The organism is Microbispora rosea (assembly GCF_044460045.1).
Lineage (GTDB): Bacteria > Actinomycetota > Actinomycetes > Streptosporangiales > Streptosporangiaceae > Microbispora > Microbispora rosea.
Genome location: NZ_JBITJO010000008.1, coordinates 76,761 through 95,010 on the forward strand (window position 1 = coordinate 76,761; position 18,250 = coordinate 95,010).

Sequence of the window (18,250 nt, forward strand, 5' to 3'; positions counted from 1 at the left end):
CGGAGGGCCTGCTGTGCCTGTGCGGTTGGAACGAGAGGCTCGCAACGGCAGGTGGAATGATCGCTGAGACGTTCTACCTGGTCAGGCCGCTACTTAGTGGCTCCGCACCACGTTAGCATCAGACTTGAAGGTCTCAAGTACATGAATTGTTCAAGTTTGCTTGCGCGGCCGGTGCCGGCCGTTCTCGTCCATGGGGAGACGGCGGGAACTCGCCGGACCGCCCGGTCGTTGCCACTGCGGTGGAGTGGCGCTCCCACTTGTGAGAGCACCGCTCCTCGGGCACCATCCCCACTAGGCCGCGCAGCGGCTGATCAGTGAGTCGCGTCCTGGAGGAAGCGAATGGAGAGTAAGAACCCCATATTCAGTCGGCGTGGGGCCGCTGGTCAGCAGGCGTGGGCCGGTCCGGCGCCCAGCGTGCAGCAGCTGGACCAGATGTACGCCGCGCCCTCGTACGCCCCCCCGGCGGCGCGGGCCATGACGATCGACGACGTCGTGGTGCGCGGCTTCATGACCCTCGGCACGCTCGTCGTTTCGGCCGCCCTGGCCTGGTACTTCAACGTCGGCTGGGGCCTCGCGGCGCCGGCGATGATCGTGGGCCTGATCCTCGGGCTCATCGTGTCGTTCCGGCAGAGCACCAATCCGGCGCTGATCCTCGGCTACTCCGTCTGCTACGGCGTCGCCATCGGCGTGCTGAGCCACATGTACGACACTGTCTACAACGGCATCGTCCTGCAGGCCGTGCTCGGCACGATGGTGGCCTTCGGCGGCACGCTGGCCGTGTACGCGCTGAAGATCTTCCGGCCGACGCCCAAGTTCGCCAAGTTCGTGGTCGCCGCCGCGTTCGGCGCGGTCGGCCTCATGCTGATCAACTGGATCGCGAGCATCTTCGTCAGCGGTGGCCTGGGCCTGCGCACCGACAGCCCTATCGGCTGGATCTTCAGCATCGGCATGATCCTGCTCGGCTGCTTCTTCCTGCTGCTCGACTTCAGCGAGATCGAGCAGGGGGTGCGGGCCGGCGTGCCGGAGCGCTACTCGTGGCTGATGGCGTTCGGCCTGACCCTGAGCCTCGTCTGGCTCTACCTGGAGATCCTCCGCTTCATCAGCTACTTCACGAACAACGACTAGCCGTACGAGCGCAAGGGGCGCCGTTCCTCCGGGAGCGGTGCCCCTTTGTTGCTCTATATCAGGATCTGGTGATCGGCGCCGCAACTTTTGATCAACATCCTGTAACAAATCAATGCCGCCGAGGGCTTGTCAAGCGCGGACCGGTGATGCACTGTGACACAAAGCAGCCTTTTCCGTGGAGGTGCCCATGTCGTTGAACCACTCACCGGAGACCCAGAACAAGCTGATCGCCCGCGTCCCGTCCATAACCGGGCGCGACCTCCCAGAGTGGTTCGAAGCCATCGACAACGGCCCGTCGTTCCTACGCTGTGACGAGCGGGCCAACTGGCTCGCCGACGAGCACGGGCTGAGCCACGGCTACGCCGCCGCCATCGTCCTCGAGCACGAACGGCGCCGTCGCTTCTAGACCGGAGCGCGGGAGGCGGCAGTGACGTCCCGCGCACACAGCACGAGCACAGCACGCACGAGCACGCGCAAGCAGCGTCCTGCGGGCGGACGCGCTCCCGGCGGTCGCGCTCTTCCGGCAGCCACCGTCCCGGCAGCGTACGAAGGCCCCGACAGCGTACCCAGGCCCGAGGTAGGGAGAGCCAGCGTAGGAACCGCACTACCGTCCCGAAGGCAGCACTGACGCGCCCGCACCGGTCCGGTGCGGGCGCATCATTGTTGTATGGATCTCGACAAGGCGCGTGAGTTCGTCAGGAGCAACCACCGAGCGGTCATGCTGACCCGCTACCCGGACGGGCGGCCGCAGACCTCCCCGGTGACCGTCGGCTGCGACAAGGACGGCTACATCGTGATCAGCAGCCGCGAGACGGCCGTGAAAACCCGTAACCTCCGGGAGAATCCGCAGGTCGTGCTCACCGTGATGACCGACGCCTTCTACGGTGAGTGGATGCAGATCGAGGGTGTCGCCCACGTCGTCTCGCTGCCGGACGCGATGGAGCACCTGGTGCAGTACTACCGCGACATCAGCGGCGAGCACCCGGACTGGGACGACTATCGCGCCGCCATGATCCGGGACAAGCGAGTGGTCATCCGCGTCGAGCCCACGCGCGCGGGCCCCGACTTCCACGGCTGAGTCCGCGCCGGTCCCGGCTCCCGCTGAGTTCACGCCGGTCTCGGCTCCTGCCGGGACCGGCGTGAATCCCGTCGCTCAGGACAGCCGCTCCAGCACCATCGCCATGCCCTGGCCGCCGCCGACGCACATCGTCTCCAGCCCGATCGACTTGTCGTGGAACCGGAGGCCGTTGACCAGCGTGGAGGTGATGCGGGCGCCGGTCATGCCGAAGGGGTGACCCACCGCGATCGCGCCTCCGTTCACGTTGAGCCGCTCGATGTCGATGCCCAGCTCCTGGTAGGAGGGGATCACCTGGGCCGCGAACGCCTCGTTGATCTCGACCAGGTCGACGTCGCCGATCGCCATGCCCGCGCGGGCGAGCGCCTGCCGAGACGCCTCGACCGGGCCCAGTCCCATGATCTCCGGGGACAGACCGGTGACGCCGGTCGACACGATCCGGGCGAGCGGCGTGATGCCCAGCTCGGCCGCCTTGGTGTCGCTCATGACGACCACCGCGGCGGCGCCGTCGTTCAGCGGGCAGCAGTTGCCCGCCGTCACCGTGCCGTCCGGCCGGAAGACCGGCTTGAGCTGCGAGACCGCCTCGTACGTCGTGCCGGCCCTCGGGCCGTCGTCCTTGCTCACCACGGTGCCGTCGGGGAGCGTCACCGGGGTGATGTCGCTCTCCCAGAAGCCGTTGGCGATGGCCTTCTCCGCGAGGTTCTGCGAGCGCACGCCGAACTCGTCCTGCTCGCGCCGCGAGACGCCCTTCAACGCCGCGACGTTCTCGGCCGTCTGACCCATGGCGATGTAGACGTCGGGCAGCGTGCCGTCCTCGCGCGGGTCGTGCCACACCGGCGCGCCCCCCTTGGTGGTCTCCTCCGTCCGCGTCTTCGCCTCGTCGAACAGCGGGTTCTGCGCCTGGGGCATGTCGGAGCTGCCGTTGACGAAGCGGGAGACGGTCTCGACGCCGGCCGAGATGAACACGTCGCCCTCGCCCGCCTTGATGGCGTGGAACGCCATCCGGGTCGTCTGCAGGGAGGAGGAGCAGTAGCGGGTCACCGTGGTGCCCGGCACGTTGTCGAGCCCGAGCAGCACCGCGACCACACGTCCCAGGTTGTGGCCCTGCTCGCCGCCGGGGAGGCCGCAGCCCAGCATGAGGTCGTCAACGTCGTTCGGGTCGAGCTGCGGCACCTTCGCCAGCGCGGCGCGGACCATCTGCACGGTCAGGTCGTCCGGGCGGATGTCCTTGAGTGACCCCTTGAAGGCGCGGCCGATCGGCGACCGCGCGGTCGCCACGATGACTGCCTCGGGCATGTGACTCTCCTGCCTGATCTCGTGCCCCTCCACTCAGGGTTCGGGGGGCCTCCTCCCCCGGAGGTTACCCCTCGGTATGCCGCCCGCCACGCCCTGGGCCTCACTCACCAGAATTTTGTACTACTGCACAGTGCTTGCCGCTTCGCACGCCGGAGCGCTTGATTCCGCCGTCTTCCCTCGTCTGGGCGTCTATCAGCCGTACATGCCGGGGGAGGTGGCGGTGCCGTCGTTGACGGCGTGGAGGCCGCCCTTCTCGTCGCGCCACAGGCGCCAGCCGTTCTGACTGCCGGTGAACCAGGAGGGCGGCGCGGAGGAGGAGTCCTTGCGCTTGCCCGTGGCCAGGTCGAACTCGCACAGCGCCGCGATCGAGTAGAACCCGGGGATCATGCCGCGCAGCTGCAGCGGCTTGGGGTCGGTCACGCAGAACGACCAGCCGGTCGCGCCGCTCACCGGGGTCGGCTCGCCCGTGCTGAGGTCGAAGACCGAGCCGGGCGCGTCGCGCTTGAGGAAGCCCAGCTTGTTCATCTCGGGCGGGAAGGCGAGCCACCAGCCCGACCCGGGCACCTGGGCGGGCGTGATCTGCCCCAGCACCCGTCCGGTCTCGGCGTCGAGCCGGGCGAACCCGCCATACTGGCCCTGCTCGTCGACCGGCCGGACGACCGGCGCGTACGCGGGGTTGCCGCTGGGGTAGACGCGGACGACGGACGGCCGCATCCAGTCGACGGCCCCGTCGGTCAGGCGCGCGGAGAACAGGCCGAACGTCGAGGTCTCCTTGGTCTGCGGGTTGGTGTACGGAGCGACGTATCCGATGATCTTGTCGCCCGTCGCGCCGAAGGCCCAGCCCCCGCTGAGGTCGACGTCGGGGCCGAGGGCCTGCTCGATCGGCAGTTGCCAGACGGTCTTGCCGTCCTTGAGCGTGCGGGCCTCCAGCACCGGGTGGGAGGCGAGCCTGAGCAGGACGACCTTGGACGGGTCGGACCACTCGACCTCCGCGATGCCGGCCAGGCGCCACTTCATGGATCCGTCGCGGGGGTCGAGAACCACGACGCGCGCTGTCGAGAGCGCGGTGTCCTCGGAGACACAGACGTACGGCCCGCAGCGCTGCGGCCCGAAGGTTGACCGCACGGGCCTGGTCCACCTCTGCTGCCCGGTGCGGGCGTCCCTGGCGACCAGCGTGGCGCCCTTCTTGCCGGCGGCGGGGGGATCGAGCGCGATCACCACGCCCTGCCCGCCGCTGGTCGCCACGGTCGCCGGAGCCTGCACCCCCATGCCGGGGAGCCGGCCCGCCATCGTCGCGGGGTGCGCCCAGAGCCGGCGGCCGGTGGTGAGGTCGAGGACGACGGTCTCCAGGGAGCCGTCGGCCCGCATGGAGGTGGTGGCCGCGACGCCGCCTCCCGTGGTGGTCCGGCTGACCGCGTTCACCTGCGTGTTCTGCCATGCCGGGTAGTCCTTGGCGGCCTCGTCGCCGCCGGAGCAGCCGGTGAGGGCGCCCCCGGCCAGCAGGGCGGTCGCGGCGAGCGCCAGAGCGGGTTTCGCGTTGTTCAGCTGGGGCCGGATCATTTCGCTCCTACAGGGGGTGATGGCCCGGCCGCAGGAGGTAACCGGCTCTAGGCGTTCGGAAGCGGCCCGGGTCTCCGGCGGAGCAGCGCCGCCCACCGTCCATGGGGGCCGACCGCCCGGCCGGCGACACGGGTCGCGGTGACCTCGGTGCCGGGTTCCTCCACGGCCATTGCGGCCAAGAGGTATTGCGATCCTTCGACGCGCACGGGTTCCGGCTCGGGCCACAACCCCAACGCGGCGCATACAGACGGTAGCACTGCGTACGCGGCTTGTAGGTAACCTCGGGCAGATGGATGAAAACGATCAGGTCCGAACATCTCTGCCGGGTTCGCGTCGAATTCGGGTCCGAGCAGGTCGGCGAACGCCACGGTGCGCCCGCCCGCCTCGACGACGGCGACCGTCTGGGCCGCGGCGAGCTGCCGCGACCAGCGCCGGGTGACCCATCGGAGCGGCTGGGCGATCGGGCGTACGGTGCCCAGGTCGGGGCAGGTGCCCACGACCACCTCCACACCGGCCTCGCGCAGCCGGCGCACCGCCTTCTGCAGGTGCCGTACGGCCCGGGCCGGCAGGGTGGCCGTGGTGACGTCGTTGGCCCCCACGAAGACGACCGCGATCTCCGGCCGGGCCTCCAGCGCGCGGTCCACCTGGACGCCGAGGTCCACCGACGCCGCGCCCGACTGGCCGACCACGGTGAGGCGCACCGGGCGCTCGGCCACCGCCGCGAGCCCGTACGCGATGCGGACGCCGGGGGTGTCCTCGTGGCTGGTCATGCCCAGGCCGACGGAGGTCGAGTCGCCGAGGACGGCCATCCGGATCGGCTCCCCGGGGAATGCGCCGTACACGCCGTCGGCCTGCGGGCCGTCGAGCCCGTGCGGCTGCCCCACGATGCGCCGGGCCACCATGGCCTCGGCCATCAGCAGGCCGTATGTGACCGCTCCCAGCGCCGTGAGCCCGCCTCCGCCCAGGGCGGCGGCGGTGGCGATGCGCCGCGCGGCGCGCACTGCGCCGGACGTCCAGACCACCCGCCCTCCTCCCTGCTCACGGTACGGTTTGAAGAAGAAACTAGCCGAGTTCCGGCCACCCCTATCGGAATCCCGGCTGACGGCAGGCTGACAAGCTTCGGCAAATAAGGTGGTCATCGCGGTGCGCGTACACGACTCGCTGGTGGAGCTGATGGGCGACACCCCGCTCGTCCGGCTGCGCAAGGTCACGGCGGGCGCGCCCGCCCAGGTCCTGGCCAAGGTGGAGTATTTCAACCCCGGCGGCTCGGTGAAGGACCGCATCGCGGTGCGGATGATCGAAGCGGCCGAGCGGAGCGGCGAGCTGAAGCCCGGCGGCACGATCGTCGAGCCGACCTCCGGCAACACCGGTGTGGGCCTGGCCATCGTGGCGCAGGAGAAGGGCTACCGCTGCCTGTTCGTCTGCCCGGACAAGGTCGCCCAGGACAAGATCAACGTGCTCCGCGCGTACGGCGCGGAGGTGGTCGTCTGCCCGACCGCCGTCTCGCCCGACCACCCCGACTCGTACTACTCGGTGTCCGACCGGCTGGCCCGCGAGATCCCGAACGCCTGGAAGCCCGACCAGTACTCCAACCCCGAGAACCCGGCGAGCCACTACCACTCCACCGGGCCGGAGATCTGGGAGCAGACCGAGGGCAGGATCACCCACTTCGTCGCCGGCATCGGCACCGGGGGAACGATCAGCGGCACCGGCAAGTACCTCAAGGAGATCTCCGGCGGCCGGGTGAAGGTCATCGGCGCCGACCCCGTCGGTTCCGTCTACTCCGGCGGCACCGGCCGTCCCTATCTCGTGGAGGGCGTGGGCGAGGACATCTGGCCCGCGACGTACGACACCACGATCTGCGACGAGATCATCGCGGTCTCCGACAAGGACTCGTTCGGCATGACCCGCAGGCTCGCCCGCGAGGAGGCGCTGCTCGTCGGCGGCTCGTGCGGCATGGCGGTTGTGGCGGCCGTACGGGTGGCCCAGGCGGCGGGGCCGGACGACGTCGTGGTCGTGCTGCTGCCGGACGGCGGCCGCGGCTACCTGTCGAAGATCTTCAACGACGAGTGGATGGCCGACTACGGCTTCCTCACCACGTCGAGCGAGGAGGGCCTGGTCGGCGACGTGCTGGGGCGCAAGACGCCGGGGCTGCCCGAGTTCGTCCACGTCCACCCGCACGAGTCGGTCGGCACCGCGATCTCGATCATGCGGGAGTACAACGTCTCCCAGCTGCCGGTCATGAAGGAGGAGCCTCCGGTCATGGCGGCCGAGGTCATCGGCTCGATCGTGGAGCGCGACCTGCTGGAGGGCCTCTACCGCGGCCGGGTGCGGTCCGAGGACGAGATCGGCGGCCACATGTCGTCGCCGCTGCCCATGATCGGTTCCGGTGAGCCGGTGGCCCGGGCGGTCGAGGCGCTGGAGAAGGCCGACGCCGCCGTGGTCCTCGACGACGGCAAGCCGGTGGGCATGGTCACCCGCCAGGACCTCCTGGCCTTCCTCGCCAACCACTGACCCACCCTTCCCACCCCCCTCCGCGTGATCTTGTGGTTTGTCGCAGAGGCATGGCTTGACCAGGGCGTACGCCCTCCGTGATCATGCAGAAAATCGAGCGCACCCCGCTTGGCCTGCGCAGCGAGCGTCCGTGATCTTGCAAATGAAAGATCACGGAGCGTGTCCGGGCAGGTCATGCGGTGAGGCCGGGAATAAGTTCAAGATCACGAAAGGTGTTTGAGCAGTTCACGGCTCTTTTTGCGACAAACTGCAAGATCACGGGGGGAGGGTAGGCTCGACCTCATGAACCAAGGTTTCGAGACGCTGGCCATCCACGCAGGCCAGGAGGCGGACCCGCACACGGGCGCCGTCGTTCCTCCCATATACGCCGTGTCCACCTACAAGCAGGACGGCGTGGGCGGCCTGCGGGCGGGTTACGAGTACAGCCGGTCGGCCAACCCGACCAGGACCGCCCTGGAGGAGGCGCTCGCCGCCGTCGAAGGGGGCGTGCGCGGTCTCGCCTTCGCGTCGGGCCTCGCCGCCGAGGACACGCTGCTGCGGACCGTCTGCAAGCCCGGTGACCACGTGGTGATCCCCGACGACGCGTACGGCGGCACCTACCGGCTGTTCTCCCGGGTGCTCCAGGAGTGGGGAGTCTCCTTCGACCCGGTGCCGCTCGGCGACCTGGACGCGGTGCGGGCCGCCGTACGGCCGGACACGAAGGCGATCTGGGTGGAGACGCCCACGAATCCCCTGCTGAACGTCGCCGACATCGCCGCCCTGGCGGCCGTCGCCCACGACGGGGGCGCGGTGCTCGTGGTCGACAACACCTTCGCCTCGCCCTACCTGCAGCAGCCGCTCAGCCTGGGCGCCGACGTCGTGGTCCACTCGACGACCAAGTACGTCGGCGGCCACTCCGACGTGGTCGGCGGGGCCCTGGTGACGCGGTCGGCGGACCTCGGCGATCGCCTGGCCTACCACCAGAACGCGATGGGCGCGGTGGCCGGGCCGTTCGACGCCTGGCTCACGCTGCGCGGCCTCAAAACGCTGGGCGTGCGCATGGACCGGCACTGCGACAACGCCGAGCGCGTGGTCGACCTGCTGCTGTCGCACCCGAAGGTCGTCCAGGTCCTCTACCCGGGCCTGCCCGAGCACCCCGGCCACGAGATCGCGGCCAAGCAGATGCGGCGCTTCGGCGGAATGGTGTCGTTCCGCGTCGAGGGCGGCGAGGAGGCCGCCGTCGAGATCTGCAACCGTGCGAAGCTGTTCACGCTCGGGGAGTCGCTCGGCGGCGTCGAGTCGCTGATCGAGCACCCCGGCCGGATGACTCACGCGTCGGCCGCCGGGTCGCCGCTGGAGGTTCCCGCCGACCTGGTCCGTCTGTCGGTCGGCATCGAGACCGTCGACGACCTGCTGGCCGACCTCACCGAGGCCCTCGGCTGAGCCGCTAACGCGCGCTCCGCGCCGGGGCCGTACGCTCCGGCGCGGAGGGGCGGGCGGGAGCCACCCACCGTTCGCACAGCAGGGCGGCGAGCGCCGCGGCGGTCAGGACGGCGCCCGCCACGGTCACGCTGCGGACCCCCGAGTGGTCGATGAGCGCGCCGCCGAGCAGCGACCCGCCCGCGATGCCGACGTTGAAGGCCGAGCCGCTGCCGGCCGAGGCGATGTCGGTGCTGCCCGGGGCCACCTGCAGCGCGCGGCTCGCGATGGCCGCCGCCAGCGCGCTGAACGACATGCCCGTCACGCAGATGGCCACCACCGCCACCGCGTGCACGGCGCCGAAGACGTACAGGGCGAGCAGCGCGCACGTGATGAGGGCGAGCGGCCCGACGAGGGCGGCCCTCGGCCGGCTGTCGAGCAGCCGGCCGACCACGATCGTCCCCGCGACCCCGGAGATCCCGGACGCGAGGAGCAGCGGGCTGAGCGCGGACGGGGCGAAACCGCCGAAGTCCAGCAGGAACGGCGTGACGTAGGTGTACGCGGTGAGGTAGCCGCCCACTCCGATGACGGTGGCGACGATGAGCAGCGCGTAGCGGCGACCGTCCGGGGTCGCGCCGCGGCCGGGTTCGTGACCGCCGGAGCCCGCGTCGGTCTGCCGGCGGCCGGGCATGAGCGTCGCCACGGTCACGCAGGTGATCAGGCCGACGGCGGCGGCCAGGGCGAACGCGGTCCGCCAGCCGACCTGCTGGCCGAGCCAGGTGCCCACGGGGACGCCAAGGACGGGCCCGAGGGAGCTGCCGATCGACATCCGGGCGATCGCGCGCCCCCGGATCTCCGGGGGGAACATCGCCGCCGCGGCCGGGGTCGCGACCGACCAGAACAGCGCCTGGGTGGCCGCGACCAGCAGCCGGGCGGCCAGCAGCGTCGGATAGTTCGGCGCCACGGCGGTCAGCAGCATCCCCGCGACGAACACGCCGAGCGTGACGGTGAGCAACCTGCGCCGCGGCACCCGCTGGGTCAGCCGGGTGAGCGGCAGCGACGCCAGCACCACGACGGCGGCGTACCCCGTCACGAGCAGGCCCGTCTCGGACGGAGACCGGTCCAGGTCGGCCGCCATGATCGTGAGCAGCCCGATAGGGAGGACCTCGGCGGTGACGTAGGTGAAGGCCCCGACGGCGAGGGCGACCAGCGCCCACGCCGCCCGGCGTTGCGTCGTAAGGTGCACCCGCTCCTCATTCCCCCGTTTCCGGTCAAAGACGTTCTACCGGACATTCAGGGGAAAGCGGGAATCTTTCTCAGGGGTTGAAGAAGACCATCAGGAACAGGATGACGAGCCAGATCAGGGCGCTGATGCCGCCCAGCGCGGCGATCCGGCCGGTCTGCACCTTGGCGTCGTCCTCCGGCGACTCGGTGGACAGCGCCGCGATGGCCGTACGCTGGTCACGCTCGACGATCACCAGCAGGACGGCCGCCACGACGAACAGCGTCATCGACACCGACAGGTAGGGCGCGCCGAGAGCGCTGCGGCCCAGCAGCAGGCCGAACAGGAAGACCCCGATCGTGAGCAGGCCGAACATCCGGGTCGCGCGGTGCAGATACCGCAGCACGCTCAGATCGCGCGCCCGGATGTAACGCGGCGTGACGCTCGTGACCGCCGTGAGCGGACCGAGCGCGAAGATCGCGAACCCTATGTGCAACCACAGCAGCAGATGGTCGAGAGGCGACATGGGCAGAGGCTATCGCCTGGACTGATCGCCCCGCAGTCGCCCGGACGCCCTCGTCGCGTGCGCGTCGGGCGCGTCGGACGCCGAGGCGCCGAGGTGTCGCGGAACTACTTCCGGCGACGGGGGCGGTTGTGGACCGCCATCTCGTACAGCACTCCGGTGAGAATCATGAGAACGACGAGGCCGACCGCTGCGAACATGGGAGCGCTCCTTCCACCGGGCATGTGGAACGACCAGCGCGAACAGGGGATGCCTGTCTATCGTCCGCCGATTGCAACCCGGTCGGCAATCGATTATCGATCTCCCGGTGTCGGTCTCCGGAAACCACGGCCGCCGTCTCCCCGCTCGCGCCCGCCGTCCGCAGCTCGTCCGGTCACCATCCGTCGTTCGGCAACGCGCCCCCGAATCACGCCGATGCGCTTACCAATGCCCGCATGACGGGTGGTGAACCACTTTGCGGCATCCGTACAGCGTCGTACCCGGACAGCGTCGCACCCGGGCAACGCCGCGGGCGGGCCGCGACGCCCGGGCGGTGCGGGGCCCGGCCCTCGTCAGCGGGTGCGGCGGGCGCGCAGGAAGTCGCTGACGACGTACTCGCCGAGGCGGTCGGCGCTGGCGGAGAAGACCCGGCCGCCGTTGCGCCGGGCGACCTCATCCACGAACTCGCGCAGCCGGTCGTCGGCGGCCAGCATGAAGACGTTGATCGTCGCGCGCCGCCGGGTCATCTTGTCGACCTCGGCGAGCGTCAGCGTCAGCGTCTCCTGCGACGGCGGCCACTCGAAGCGCGGCACTCCGTTGCGCATCAGATGTGCCGTCGGCTCGCCGTCGGTCACGACCAGGACCACCGGCTCGAAGTCCGGGTGCCGGTCGAGGTGACGGCCCGCGATCAGCAGGGCGTGGTGCAGGTTGGTGCCCTGGACCATGTCCCATTCGAGCCCGGCGAGCTCGTCGGGCCGCAGCACCCGCGCGTAGTTCGAGAACCCGATGATCTGCACGGCGTCCTGCGGGAACTTCGAGGCCACCAGCGCCTGGAGGGCGAGCGCGGTCTGCTTGGCCGCCGCCCAGGTGCCGCGCAGGGCCATCGAGTAGGACAGGTCGACCAGCAGGCACACCGCCGCCGCCGAGCGCCGCTCGGTCTCCACGACCTCGAAGTCGTCCACCGTCAGGGTCACCGGCGCGCCGCCGCCCCGCCGCACGCCGTTGACGACCGTACGCACGACGTCGATGGGCTGCTCGTCGCCGAAACGCCACTGACGGGTCGATCCGGTCGGCTCCCCGGCCGTGCCCGCGTCGCGCTGGTCGTGGTCGCCGCGGCGGCCCGAGTCGAGCGAGGCGAAGACCCGGCGCAGGGCGGTCTCCCCGAGCCGGCGTACGGCCTTGGGGGTGAGCTCCAGCTTGCCGCGGTTGCGCCGCAGGTAGCCCTGGGCCTCCAGCTCGCGCTCGACCTGCCGCAGGGCCTCCAGGTCGTCCACGGCCGAGCGGCCGAGCGCTCGCCGGATCGCGGCCTCGTCGACGTCGTCGAGCCGGGCGCCGGGGTAGTCCTGGCGCAGCGCGGTCTCCAGGTCGCCGAGGTCGGCCAGCTCCTGCAGGGCCGTGACGGCGTCGCTCATGCCCATCGGCTGCTCGCCGGACACCCGTTCCGGGGTGCCCCAGGCGAGGTCGGGGCGGCGGGCGTAGAGGGCGTCGCCGAGCCGGCGCATCTGCTCGGCCAGGCCGGCCTGCTCCAGCGTGTTGTTGATCAGCCCGGCCAGCTCCTCGCGCTGCTCCGGGGTGAGCGAGGCGAGCATCCGCTGCGCGGCGGCGGCGCGGCGGGCGAGCTGGTCGACCAGCTCGTCGAGGTTCTGCGGGTTCTCGGGGAACATGTCCCCGTACTGCTGCATGAACCGGTCGAAGTCGTCCTGGGTGTGCTCCCCCCGGGCGTCGCGGTCCAGCATGTCGTTGAGGTCCGACATCATCTGCCGGACCCGCTCCATCGCGGCCGGGTCGGGGTTGGCCAGCGCGTCGCGCATGCCGCGGAACTGGCTGTCGAGCACCTCCCTGCGCAGCAGGTCGCGCAGCTCCTCGAACGTCTGCCGCGCAGCGGCCGACCGCCAGTCGTAGCCGGCCAGTTCCTGGACCGCCCGCGCCGTGTCCGAGGGCAGGGCGTCGAGCGCCGACTCGCGGAAGCGGGCGTCGTCGGAGGGGTCGGGGAACAGCTCCGCGCGCTCCTGGCCGATCGCCTTGTCGAGCAGGGCGCGCACGCGCTCCAGCGTGCCGTCGAGCCGGGTGTTGTCCCGCAGCTCGCGGCGGCGCCGCCGCACCTGGCGGAGCAGGTCGTCCAGGCCGCGGCGGTCGGGAGCGCCGGGGAGCCCGCGCCGCAGCAGGTCGCGCAGCGCGTCGATCGGCGTCGAGCCGGACAGGATGGCGTCGCCCATCTCGTCCAGCGCCGAGCGCACGTCGTAGGGCGGAGCCAGTGGGTCCGGCCCGTCGTGGTACTCCCGGTAGAAGTAGCTCATGGCCGGGTCACGTCCGGTACACCGTTGCGCCGTCGGTCTCGTCCTTGGACAGCCTGCGCATCAGGTAGAGCCCCTCCAGCGTGAACTCCAGCGCCGCGGCGGCGTGGCCGGGCGACTCGTCGCCCTCGCCCATGCCGAGGCGCGTCATGATCTTCGACAGGCCCTCGACGCGGCCGATCCTGCGCAGCAGCTCGTGGGCCGGCACGAGCGCGCCCGACTCGACCTGCGCGCCCTCGCCGAACCTGTCGAGCAGCGGCGCGAGGTCGGCGCCGCCGAGCGAGGCGCGGAAGGTCTCGGCCGTCGCGCGGCGCAGCAGGTGGGCGAGCACGTCGATCTCCCGCCCCTCCTCGCTGACCTCGAACTCGACCTTGCCGCGCAGCGTGTGGACCACGCCGGGCAGGTCGCAGACCCGTGTGACGGGCCGTTCCTCGCCGGTCAGCGCGGCCCGCCGTACGGCGGAGGCGGCGGCGGTCTCGGCGGCGGCGATGGAGAAGCGAGCCGACACGCCCGAGCGGGAGTCGACGGCGGTGGACTCGCGGACCAGACGGGTGAACCGGGCGATCACCTCCACCAGGTGGTCGGGCAGGTCCGCGCCGAGGGCGGCGAGGTCGGCCTCCTGACGGATCAGGACCAGCTCGTCCTCGACCGTGCGGGGGTAATGCGTGCGGATCTCCGCGCCGAAGCGGTCCTTCAGCGGGGTGATGATCCGGCCGCGGTTGGTGTAGTCCTCGGGGTTCGCGCTGGCGATCAGCAGGATGTCGAGGGGGAGGCGCAGGTTGTAGCCGCGGACCTGGATGTCGCGCTCCTCCAGCACGTTGAGCAGCGCCACCTGGATGCGCTCGGCCAGGTCGGGCAGCTCGTTGACGGAGAAGACGCCCCGGTTGGTGCGGGGGACCAGGCCGTAGTGGACCGTCTCGGGGTCGCCGAGCGTGCGGCCCTCGGCGATCTTGATGGGGTCGACGTCGCCGATCAGGTCGCCGACGGAGGTGTCCGGAGTGGCCAGCTTCTCGCCGTACCGGTCCTCGCGGTGCTTCCACGCGACCGGGAGGTCGTCGCCGTGGGCGGCGGCCAGCCGCCGGCATCGGACGCAGACCGGCGCGTACGGGTGGTCGTTGATCTCACAGCCCTCGACCACGGGCGACCACTCGTCGAGCAGGCCGGTGATGGTGCGGATCAGGCGGGTCTTGCCCTGGCCGCGCTCGCCGAGGAGCACGAGGTCGTGACCGGCGATCAGCGCCCGCTCCAGATGGGGCAGGACGGTGTCGTCGAAGCCGACGATGCCGGGGAACCGGGGCTCGCCGGCCCGCAGCCGGGCCAGGAGGTTCTCCCTGATCTCGGCCTTGACCGTACGGTGGCGGTGTCCACTCTCGCGCAGTTCACGCAGAGTGCTAGGGGCAGGCGTGGGCGATTTGTGCACGGAGTCGAGACTACGTCCCCATCGGACGATCCTGCAGCCGGGTTTGGAGACACGGCTGCGGGCCGCGAGGCCAATTGGACGGGCGGCCGGTGCGTCGACCTCCGTTCAGTGGGGAGAATCGGCCCAAGGAAACAGTCGCGGAGGAAGAGAGGGCGAGACATGGCGGTAATGACGAGCCGCTTCGCCGACGGTCTCGCCGTGGGCGCCAACCTGGTGGAAGCGGCCGAAACGGCCGTACGCCAGGCGTTGGCCGGCCTGTCGGGTCCGCCAGACCTGGTGTGTTTCTTCGTCTGTGGGGACGATCCCGACGACGTGGTCAACGCGGGCAGGCGGGCGATGTCCGTCGCGTCCGGGGCCGACGTGATCGGCTGCAGCGCGACCGGCGTCATCGGGCACGGGCAGGGCGTGGAACTGACCTCCGCCGTGAGCGCGTGGGCGGCCTCCCTCGGCGGCGCCAGGATCGACACCTTCGCCCTGGAGACGCTGCGGACGGAGGACAGGTTCGTGGTCGTGGGGCTGCCCGAGCGCATCCCCGACGACCGGGCCGCGATCCTGCTCGCCGACCCCTACAGCTTCCCCACCGACGCGTTCATCGAGCACTCGCACGAGGTGCTGGGCAGCCTGCCGATCGTCGGCGGCCTGGCCAACGGGCTCCAGGGCCGCGGCTCCGTACGGCTGTTCGCCAACGGAGAGGTCCACGACTCCGGTGCGATCGGAGTGATCATCGGTGGCGAGGTGAACATCGGCACGGTCGTCAGCCAGGGCTGCCGGCCCATCGGCCCGTCCATGGTCGTCACCCGGGCCGAGGACAACGTGCTGCTGGAGCTCGCCGGCCAGCCCGCCCTGGCCCGCCTGGAGGACATCGTCAGTGCCCTCGACGAGGAGGACCGCGACCTGGTGGCCGCCGGCTTACAGATCGGCATCGCCATGGACGAGTACGCCGAGCGCCACGAGCGCGGCGACTTCCTGATCCGCGGGGTCATCGGCATCGACCCCGAACGCGAGGCGGTGGCCGTCGGCGACGTGATCGAGATCGGCAGGACGGTGCGGTTCCAGGTCAGGGATGCCGAGACGGCCGACGAGGACCTCTACGAACTGCTCGACGCCCACCTGCAGCAGCACTCCGGCCGGGTCGAGGGGGCCCTGCTGTTCTCCTGCAACGGCCGGGGCTCGGGCATGTTCGGCACGGCCGACCACGACGCGCTCGCCGTACGCGAGACGCTGGGGCCGATCGGGGTGGCGGGATTCTTCGCCGCGGGCGAGGTCGGGCCGGTCAGCGGGCACAACCACGTCCACGGCTTCACCGCGTCGCTGCTCGTCTTCTCCAGCGGCACCGGATTCTCCAGCGGCACGGGGCTGTCCACCGGCACGGGAGCGGGCGCGTGAGCGACCTCACGCTGGCCGTCGACATCGGCGGCACGAAGTTCGCGGCGGGTCTGGTGGAGCCGGACGGGCAGGTCGTGGCCGCCGAGCGGGTCGCCACCCCGCAGGGCGCCGACGCCGAGACGCTGTGGCACACGCTGACCGCCCTGCTCGACCGGCTGGACGTGCCCGCCGGCCTCGCCGGCGTGGGCATCGGCTGCGGCGGCCCGATGACCTGGCCCGAGGGGGAGGTCTCGCCGCTCAACATGGGCGGCTGGCGCGGCTTCCCGCTGCGCGGCAGGCTCGCCGGCCGCTTTCCCGGCGTCCCGGTCCGCATCCACAACGACGCGATCTGCCTGGCCGTCGCCGAGCACTGGCGCGGCGCCGGGCGGGGGAGCGCGGCCATGCTGGGGATGGTCGTGTCGACCGGCGTCGGCGGTGGGCTCATCCTCGGCGGCAGGCTCATCGACGGCGGAACGGGCAACGCCGGTCACATCGGTCACGTCGTGGTCGACCCCGAGGGCCCGCCGTGCGGCTGCGGCGGCCACGGCTGCCTGGAGGCGATCGCCCGCGGCCCCGGCCTCGCCGCCTGGGCGCTCGCCCAGGGCTGGTCGCCGAACGCCGCGGTCACCCGCGGGGAGCTCTACCAGGAGGAGGGGACGGCGACCGCGCGCAGGCTGGCCGCCGACGCCGCGGCGGGCGACGCGATCGCGCTGGCCGCGATGGCCCGGGCCGGGCGCGCCCTGGGCATCGCGATCGCCTCCGCCGTCAACCTGTGCGACCTCGATCTCGTGACCGTCGGCGGCGGGCTCAGCCAGGCGGGCGACCTGCTGTTCGGGCCGCTGGAGGAGGCCTTGCGGGAGCACACCCGGATGGGGTTCGCCGGGCGGGTGCGGGTCGTGCCCGCCGCGCTCGGCCAGGACGCCGGTCTCGTCGGCGCCGCCGCCCTCGTGATCGGCGCGGACAAATACTGGTCACCCCTCTGAAGGCGTGTCGCCTTCGGGGACCTGTGATGATTGGCGCATGGCTGTCCCACAGGTGACGTACGAGGACGTCGTCGCCGCACGCGAGTCGCTGTCGGAAGTGGCGGCGCAGACGCCCGTCCTGCACTCACGGGTGCTGTCCGAGATCGTCGGCGGCTCGGTGCACCTCAAATGCGAGAACCTCCAGCGGGCCGGGTCGTTCAAGATCCGCGGGGCCTACGTGCGGATCGCGCGCCTGAGCGAGGAGGAGCGGGCCAGGGGCGTGGTGGCGGCCAGCGCCGGCAACCACGCGCAGGGCGTGGCGCTGGGCTCGTCGCTGGTCGGGGCCAAGTCGACCGTCTACATGCCCGAGGGCGCGCCGCTGCCGAAGGTGGAGGCCACCCGGGCGTACGGCGCCGACGTGGTCTTCGCGGGGCACACGGTCGACGAGGCGCTGCGGGCGGCGAAGGAGCACGCCGACAGGACCGGCGCGGTGTTCATCCACCCGTTCGACCACCCCGACGTGGTGGCCGGGCAGGGCACGGTCGGCCTGGAGATCCTTGAGCAGCTTCCCGGCACGGCCACGATCGTGCTGCCCATCGGCGGCGGCGGTCTCGCGGCGGGGGTCGCGCTCGCGGTGAAGTCCCAGCGTCCGGGGATCAAGGTGGTGGGCGTGCAGGCCGAGCGGGCCGCGGCCTACCCCGACTCCTTGGCCGCGGGTCGGCCGGTCATGGTCGAGCCCACGTCGACGATGGCGGACGGCATCGCGGTCGGGCGGCCGGGCGACCTGCCGTTCGAGCTGATCCACTACCTGGTGGACAGCGTCGTGACGGTCTCGGAGGAGTCGCTGTCACGGGCCCTGCTGCTGTGCCTCGAACGCTCGAAGCTGCTGGTGGAACCGGCCGGGGTGGCGGGGGTCGCGGCGCTGCTCGACCAGCCGCACGCGTTCGAGCCGCCGGTGGTCGTCGTGCTGTCGGGCGGCAACATCGACCCGCTGCTGCTGGCCAGGGTGCTGCGGCACGGCCTGGCGGCGGCGGGCCGCTACCTCGCCTTCCGCATCCGGCTGACCGACCGTCCCGGGGCGCTGGCCGCGCTGCTGGCCCGGCTGGCCGACCTCGGCGCCAACGTGCTCGACGTGGTGCACGAGCGGTTCGGCTCCCGGCTGCACCTGGAGGAGGCCGAGGTCCTGCTGCAGCTGGAGACCCGTGGCCCGGCGCACTGCGACGAGGTGCTGAGCGCCCTGCGGCGGGACGGCTACAAGCTGCTGTTCTCCTAGTCTTTCCCGCCCGGGCCCGCGCCGG

General features: G+C 71.4%; 15 protein-coding genes. 8 read left to right on the forward strand and 7 right to left on the reverse strand.

What is annotated here, in order from left to right:
• The first annotated feature begins 339 nt into the window (after positions 1 to 339).
• The 3 genes from ACIBK1_RS29430 to ACIBK1_RS29440 all read left to right on the forward strand — a co-directional run bounded on the left by ACIBK1_RS29430 (position 340) and on the right by ACIBK1_RS29440 (position 2,203).
• Positions 340 to 1,125 (forward strand): Bax inhibitor-1/YccA family protein, encoded by a 786-nt coding sequence (locus ACIBK1_RS29430; protein ID WP_030507589.1) that lies wholly within the window; start codon positions 340 to 342, stop codon positions 1,123 to 1,125.
• 187 nt (positions 1,126 to 1,312) lie between these two features.
• On the forward strand, positions 1,313 to 1,531 hold the full coding sequence (locus ACIBK1_RS29435) for a DUF4287 domain-containing protein (RefSeq protein ID WP_030507588.1): 219 nt from the start codon (positions 1,313 to 1,315) through the stop codon (positions 1,529 to 1,531).
• Positions 1,532 to 1,792: 261 nt separating this feature from the next.
• On the forward strand, positions 1,793 to 2,203 hold the full coding sequence (locus ACIBK1_RS29440; RefSeq protein WP_030507587.1) for a PPOX class F420-dependent oxidoreductase: 411 nt from the start codon (positions 1,793 to 1,795) through the stop codon (positions 2,201 to 2,203).
• Between the two features lie 75 nt (positions 2,204 to 2,278).
• Here ACIBK1_RS29440 and ACIBK1_RS29445 read toward each other — a convergent pair whose 3' ends face one another.
• The 3 genes from ACIBK1_RS29445 to ACIBK1_RS29455 form a co-directional block, all read right to left on the reverse strand.
• Positions 2,279 to 3,496 carry an acetyl-CoA C-acetyltransferase gene (locus tag ACIBK1_RS29445; RefSeq protein ID WP_396738965.1) on the reverse strand — a complete coding sequence of 406 codons (1,218 nt, stop codon included), beginning with the start codon at positions 3,494 to 3,496 and terminating at the stop codon, positions 2,279 to 2,281.
• A gap of 192 nt (positions 3,497 to 3,688) precedes the next feature.
• A complete protein-coding gene (locus ACIBK1_RS29450; RefSeq protein WP_030507585.1) occupies positions 3,689 to 5,056 on the reverse strand; it encodes an outer membrane protein assembly factor BamB family protein in 1,368 nt (455 codons plus the stop codon).
• 47 nt (positions 5,057 to 5,103) lie between these two features.
• Complete coding sequence (locus ACIBK1_RS29455; RefSeq protein ID WP_030507584.1) at positions 5,104 to 6,078, reverse strand: SGNH/GDSL hydrolase family protein; 975 nt, start codon at positions 6,076 to 6,078, stop codon at positions 5,104 to 5,106.
• Positions 6,079 to 6,199: 121 nt separating this feature from the next.
• Between ACIBK1_RS29455 and ACIBK1_RS29460 the strand changes: the two genes are divergently transcribed.
• Positions 6,200 to 7,570 (forward strand): cystathionine beta-synthase, encoded by a 1,371-nt coding sequence (locus ACIBK1_RS29460; protein WP_030507583.1) that lies wholly within the window; start codon positions 6,200 to 6,202, stop codon positions 7,568 to 7,570.
• Between the two features lie 282 nt (positions 7,571 to 7,852).
• Positions 7,853 to 8,992, forward strand: a complete 1,140-nt coding sequence (locus ACIBK1_RS29465; protein WP_030507582.1) for a cystathionine gamma-synthase — start codon at positions 7,853 to 7,855, stop codon at positions 8,990 to 8,992.
• A gap of 4 nt (positions 8,993 to 8,996) precedes the next feature.
• On the opposite strand, the gene ACIBK1_RS29470 is transcribed toward ACIBK1_RS29465, so the two are convergent.
• From ACIBK1_RS29470 to ACIBK1_RS29485, 4 genes are all read right to left on the reverse strand, one after another.
• Positions 8,997 to 10,214, reverse strand: coding sequence for an MFS transporter (locus tag ACIBK1_RS29470; protein ID WP_396738968.1), 1,218 nt, complete (start codon positions 10,212 to 10,214; stop codon positions 8,997 to 8,999).
• 70 nt (positions 10,215 to 10,284) lie between these two features.
• Entirely contained in the window at positions 10,285 to 10,716 is a 432-nt protein-coding gene (locus ACIBK1_RS29475) for a hypothetical protein (RefSeq protein WP_076433984.1), read from the reverse strand.
• Between the two features lie 548 nt (positions 10,717 to 11,264).
• Complete coding sequence (locus ACIBK1_RS29480) at positions 11,265 to 13,208, reverse strand: vWA domain-containing protein (RefSeq protein ID WP_030507579.1); 1,944 nt, start codon at positions 13,206 to 13,208, stop codon at positions 11,265 to 11,267.
• 7 nt (positions 13,209 to 13,215) lie between these two features.
• The gene (locus ACIBK1_RS29485; RefSeq protein ID WP_076433982.1) at positions 13,216 to 14,625 is read right to left on the reverse strand and encodes a sigma 54-interacting transcriptional regulator; all 1,410 of its coding nucleotides are present in this window, start codon (positions 14,623 to 14,625) and stop codon (positions 13,216 to 13,218) included.
• Positions 14,626 to 14,784: 159 nt separating this feature from the next.
• Between ACIBK1_RS29485 and ACIBK1_RS29490 the strand changes: the two genes are divergently transcribed.
• From ACIBK1_RS29490 to ilvA, 3 genes are read left to right on the forward strand one after another with little or no spacing between them, the layout of a single operon-like run.
• The gene (locus ACIBK1_RS29490) at positions 14,785 to 16,011 is read left to right on the forward strand and encodes an FIST signal transduction protein (RefSeq protein ID WP_231513849.1); all 1,227 of its coding nucleotides are present in this window, start codon (positions 14,785 to 14,787) and stop codon (positions 16,009 to 16,011) included.
• Positions 16,008 to 16,973 (forward strand): ROK family protein, encoded by a 966-nt coding sequence (locus ACIBK1_RS29495; protein ID WP_030507576.1) that lies wholly within the window; start codon positions 16,008 to 16,010, stop codon positions 16,971 to 16,973. The genes ACIBK1_RS29490 and ACIBK1_RS29495 overlap by 4 nt, the downstream gene beginning before the upstream one ends.
• Before the next feature lie 37 nt (positions 16,974 to 17,010).
• Positions 17,011 to 18,225 (forward strand): threonine ammonia-lyase, encoded by a 1,215-nt coding sequence (gene ilvA, locus ACIBK1_RS29500; RefSeq protein WP_030507575.1) that lies wholly within the window; start codon positions 17,011 to 17,013, stop codon positions 18,223 to 18,225.
• The last annotated feature ends 25 nt before the right edge of the window (positions 18,226 to 18,250 follow it).

What these genes read in the sequence shown, in the direction of transcription:
- ACIBK1_RS29430 (WP_030507589.1), top strand. Translation starts at nt 340, where the DNA reads ATGGAGAGTAAGAACCCCATATTCAGTCGGCGTGGGGCCGCTGGTCAG.
- ACIBK1_RS29435 (WP_030507588.1), top strand. Translation starts at nt 1,313, where the DNA reads ATGTCGTTGAACCACTCACCGGAGACCCAGAACAAGCTGATCGCCCGC.
- ACIBK1_RS29440 (WP_030507587.1), top strand. Translation starts at nt 1,793, where the DNA reads ATGGATCTCGACAAGGCGCGTGAGTTCGTCAGGAGCAACCACCGAGCG.
- ACIBK1_RS29445 (WP_396738965.1), bottom strand. Translation starts at nt 3,496, where the DNA reads ATGCCCGAGGCAGTCATCGTGGCGACCGCGCGGTCGCCGATCGGCCGC.
- ACIBK1_RS29450 (WP_030507585.1), bottom strand. Translation starts at nt 5,056, where the DNA reads ATGATCCGGCCCCAGCTGAACAACGCGAAACCCGCTCTGGCGCTCGCC.
- ACIBK1_RS29465 (WP_030507582.1), top strand. Translation starts at nt 7,853, where the DNA reads ATGAACCAAGGTTTCGAGACGCTGGCCATCCACGCAGGCCAGGAGGCG.
- ACIBK1_RS29475 (WP_076433984.1), bottom strand. Translation starts at nt 10,716, where the DNA reads ATGTCGCCTCTCGACCATCTGCTGCTGTGGTTGCACATAGGGTTCGCG.
- ACIBK1_RS29480 (WP_030507579.1), bottom strand. Translation starts at nt 13,208, where the DNA reads ATGAGCTACTTCTACCGGGAGTACCACGACGGGCCGGACCCACTGGCT.
- ACIBK1_RS29490 (WP_231513849.1), top strand. Translation starts at nt 14,785, where the DNA reads ATGGCGGTAATGACGAGCCGCTTCGCCGACGGTCTCGCCGTGGGCGCC.
- ilvA (WP_030507575.1), top strand. Translation starts at nt 17,011, where the DNA reads ATGGCTGTCCCACAGGTGACGTACGAGGACGTCGTCGCCGCACGCGAG.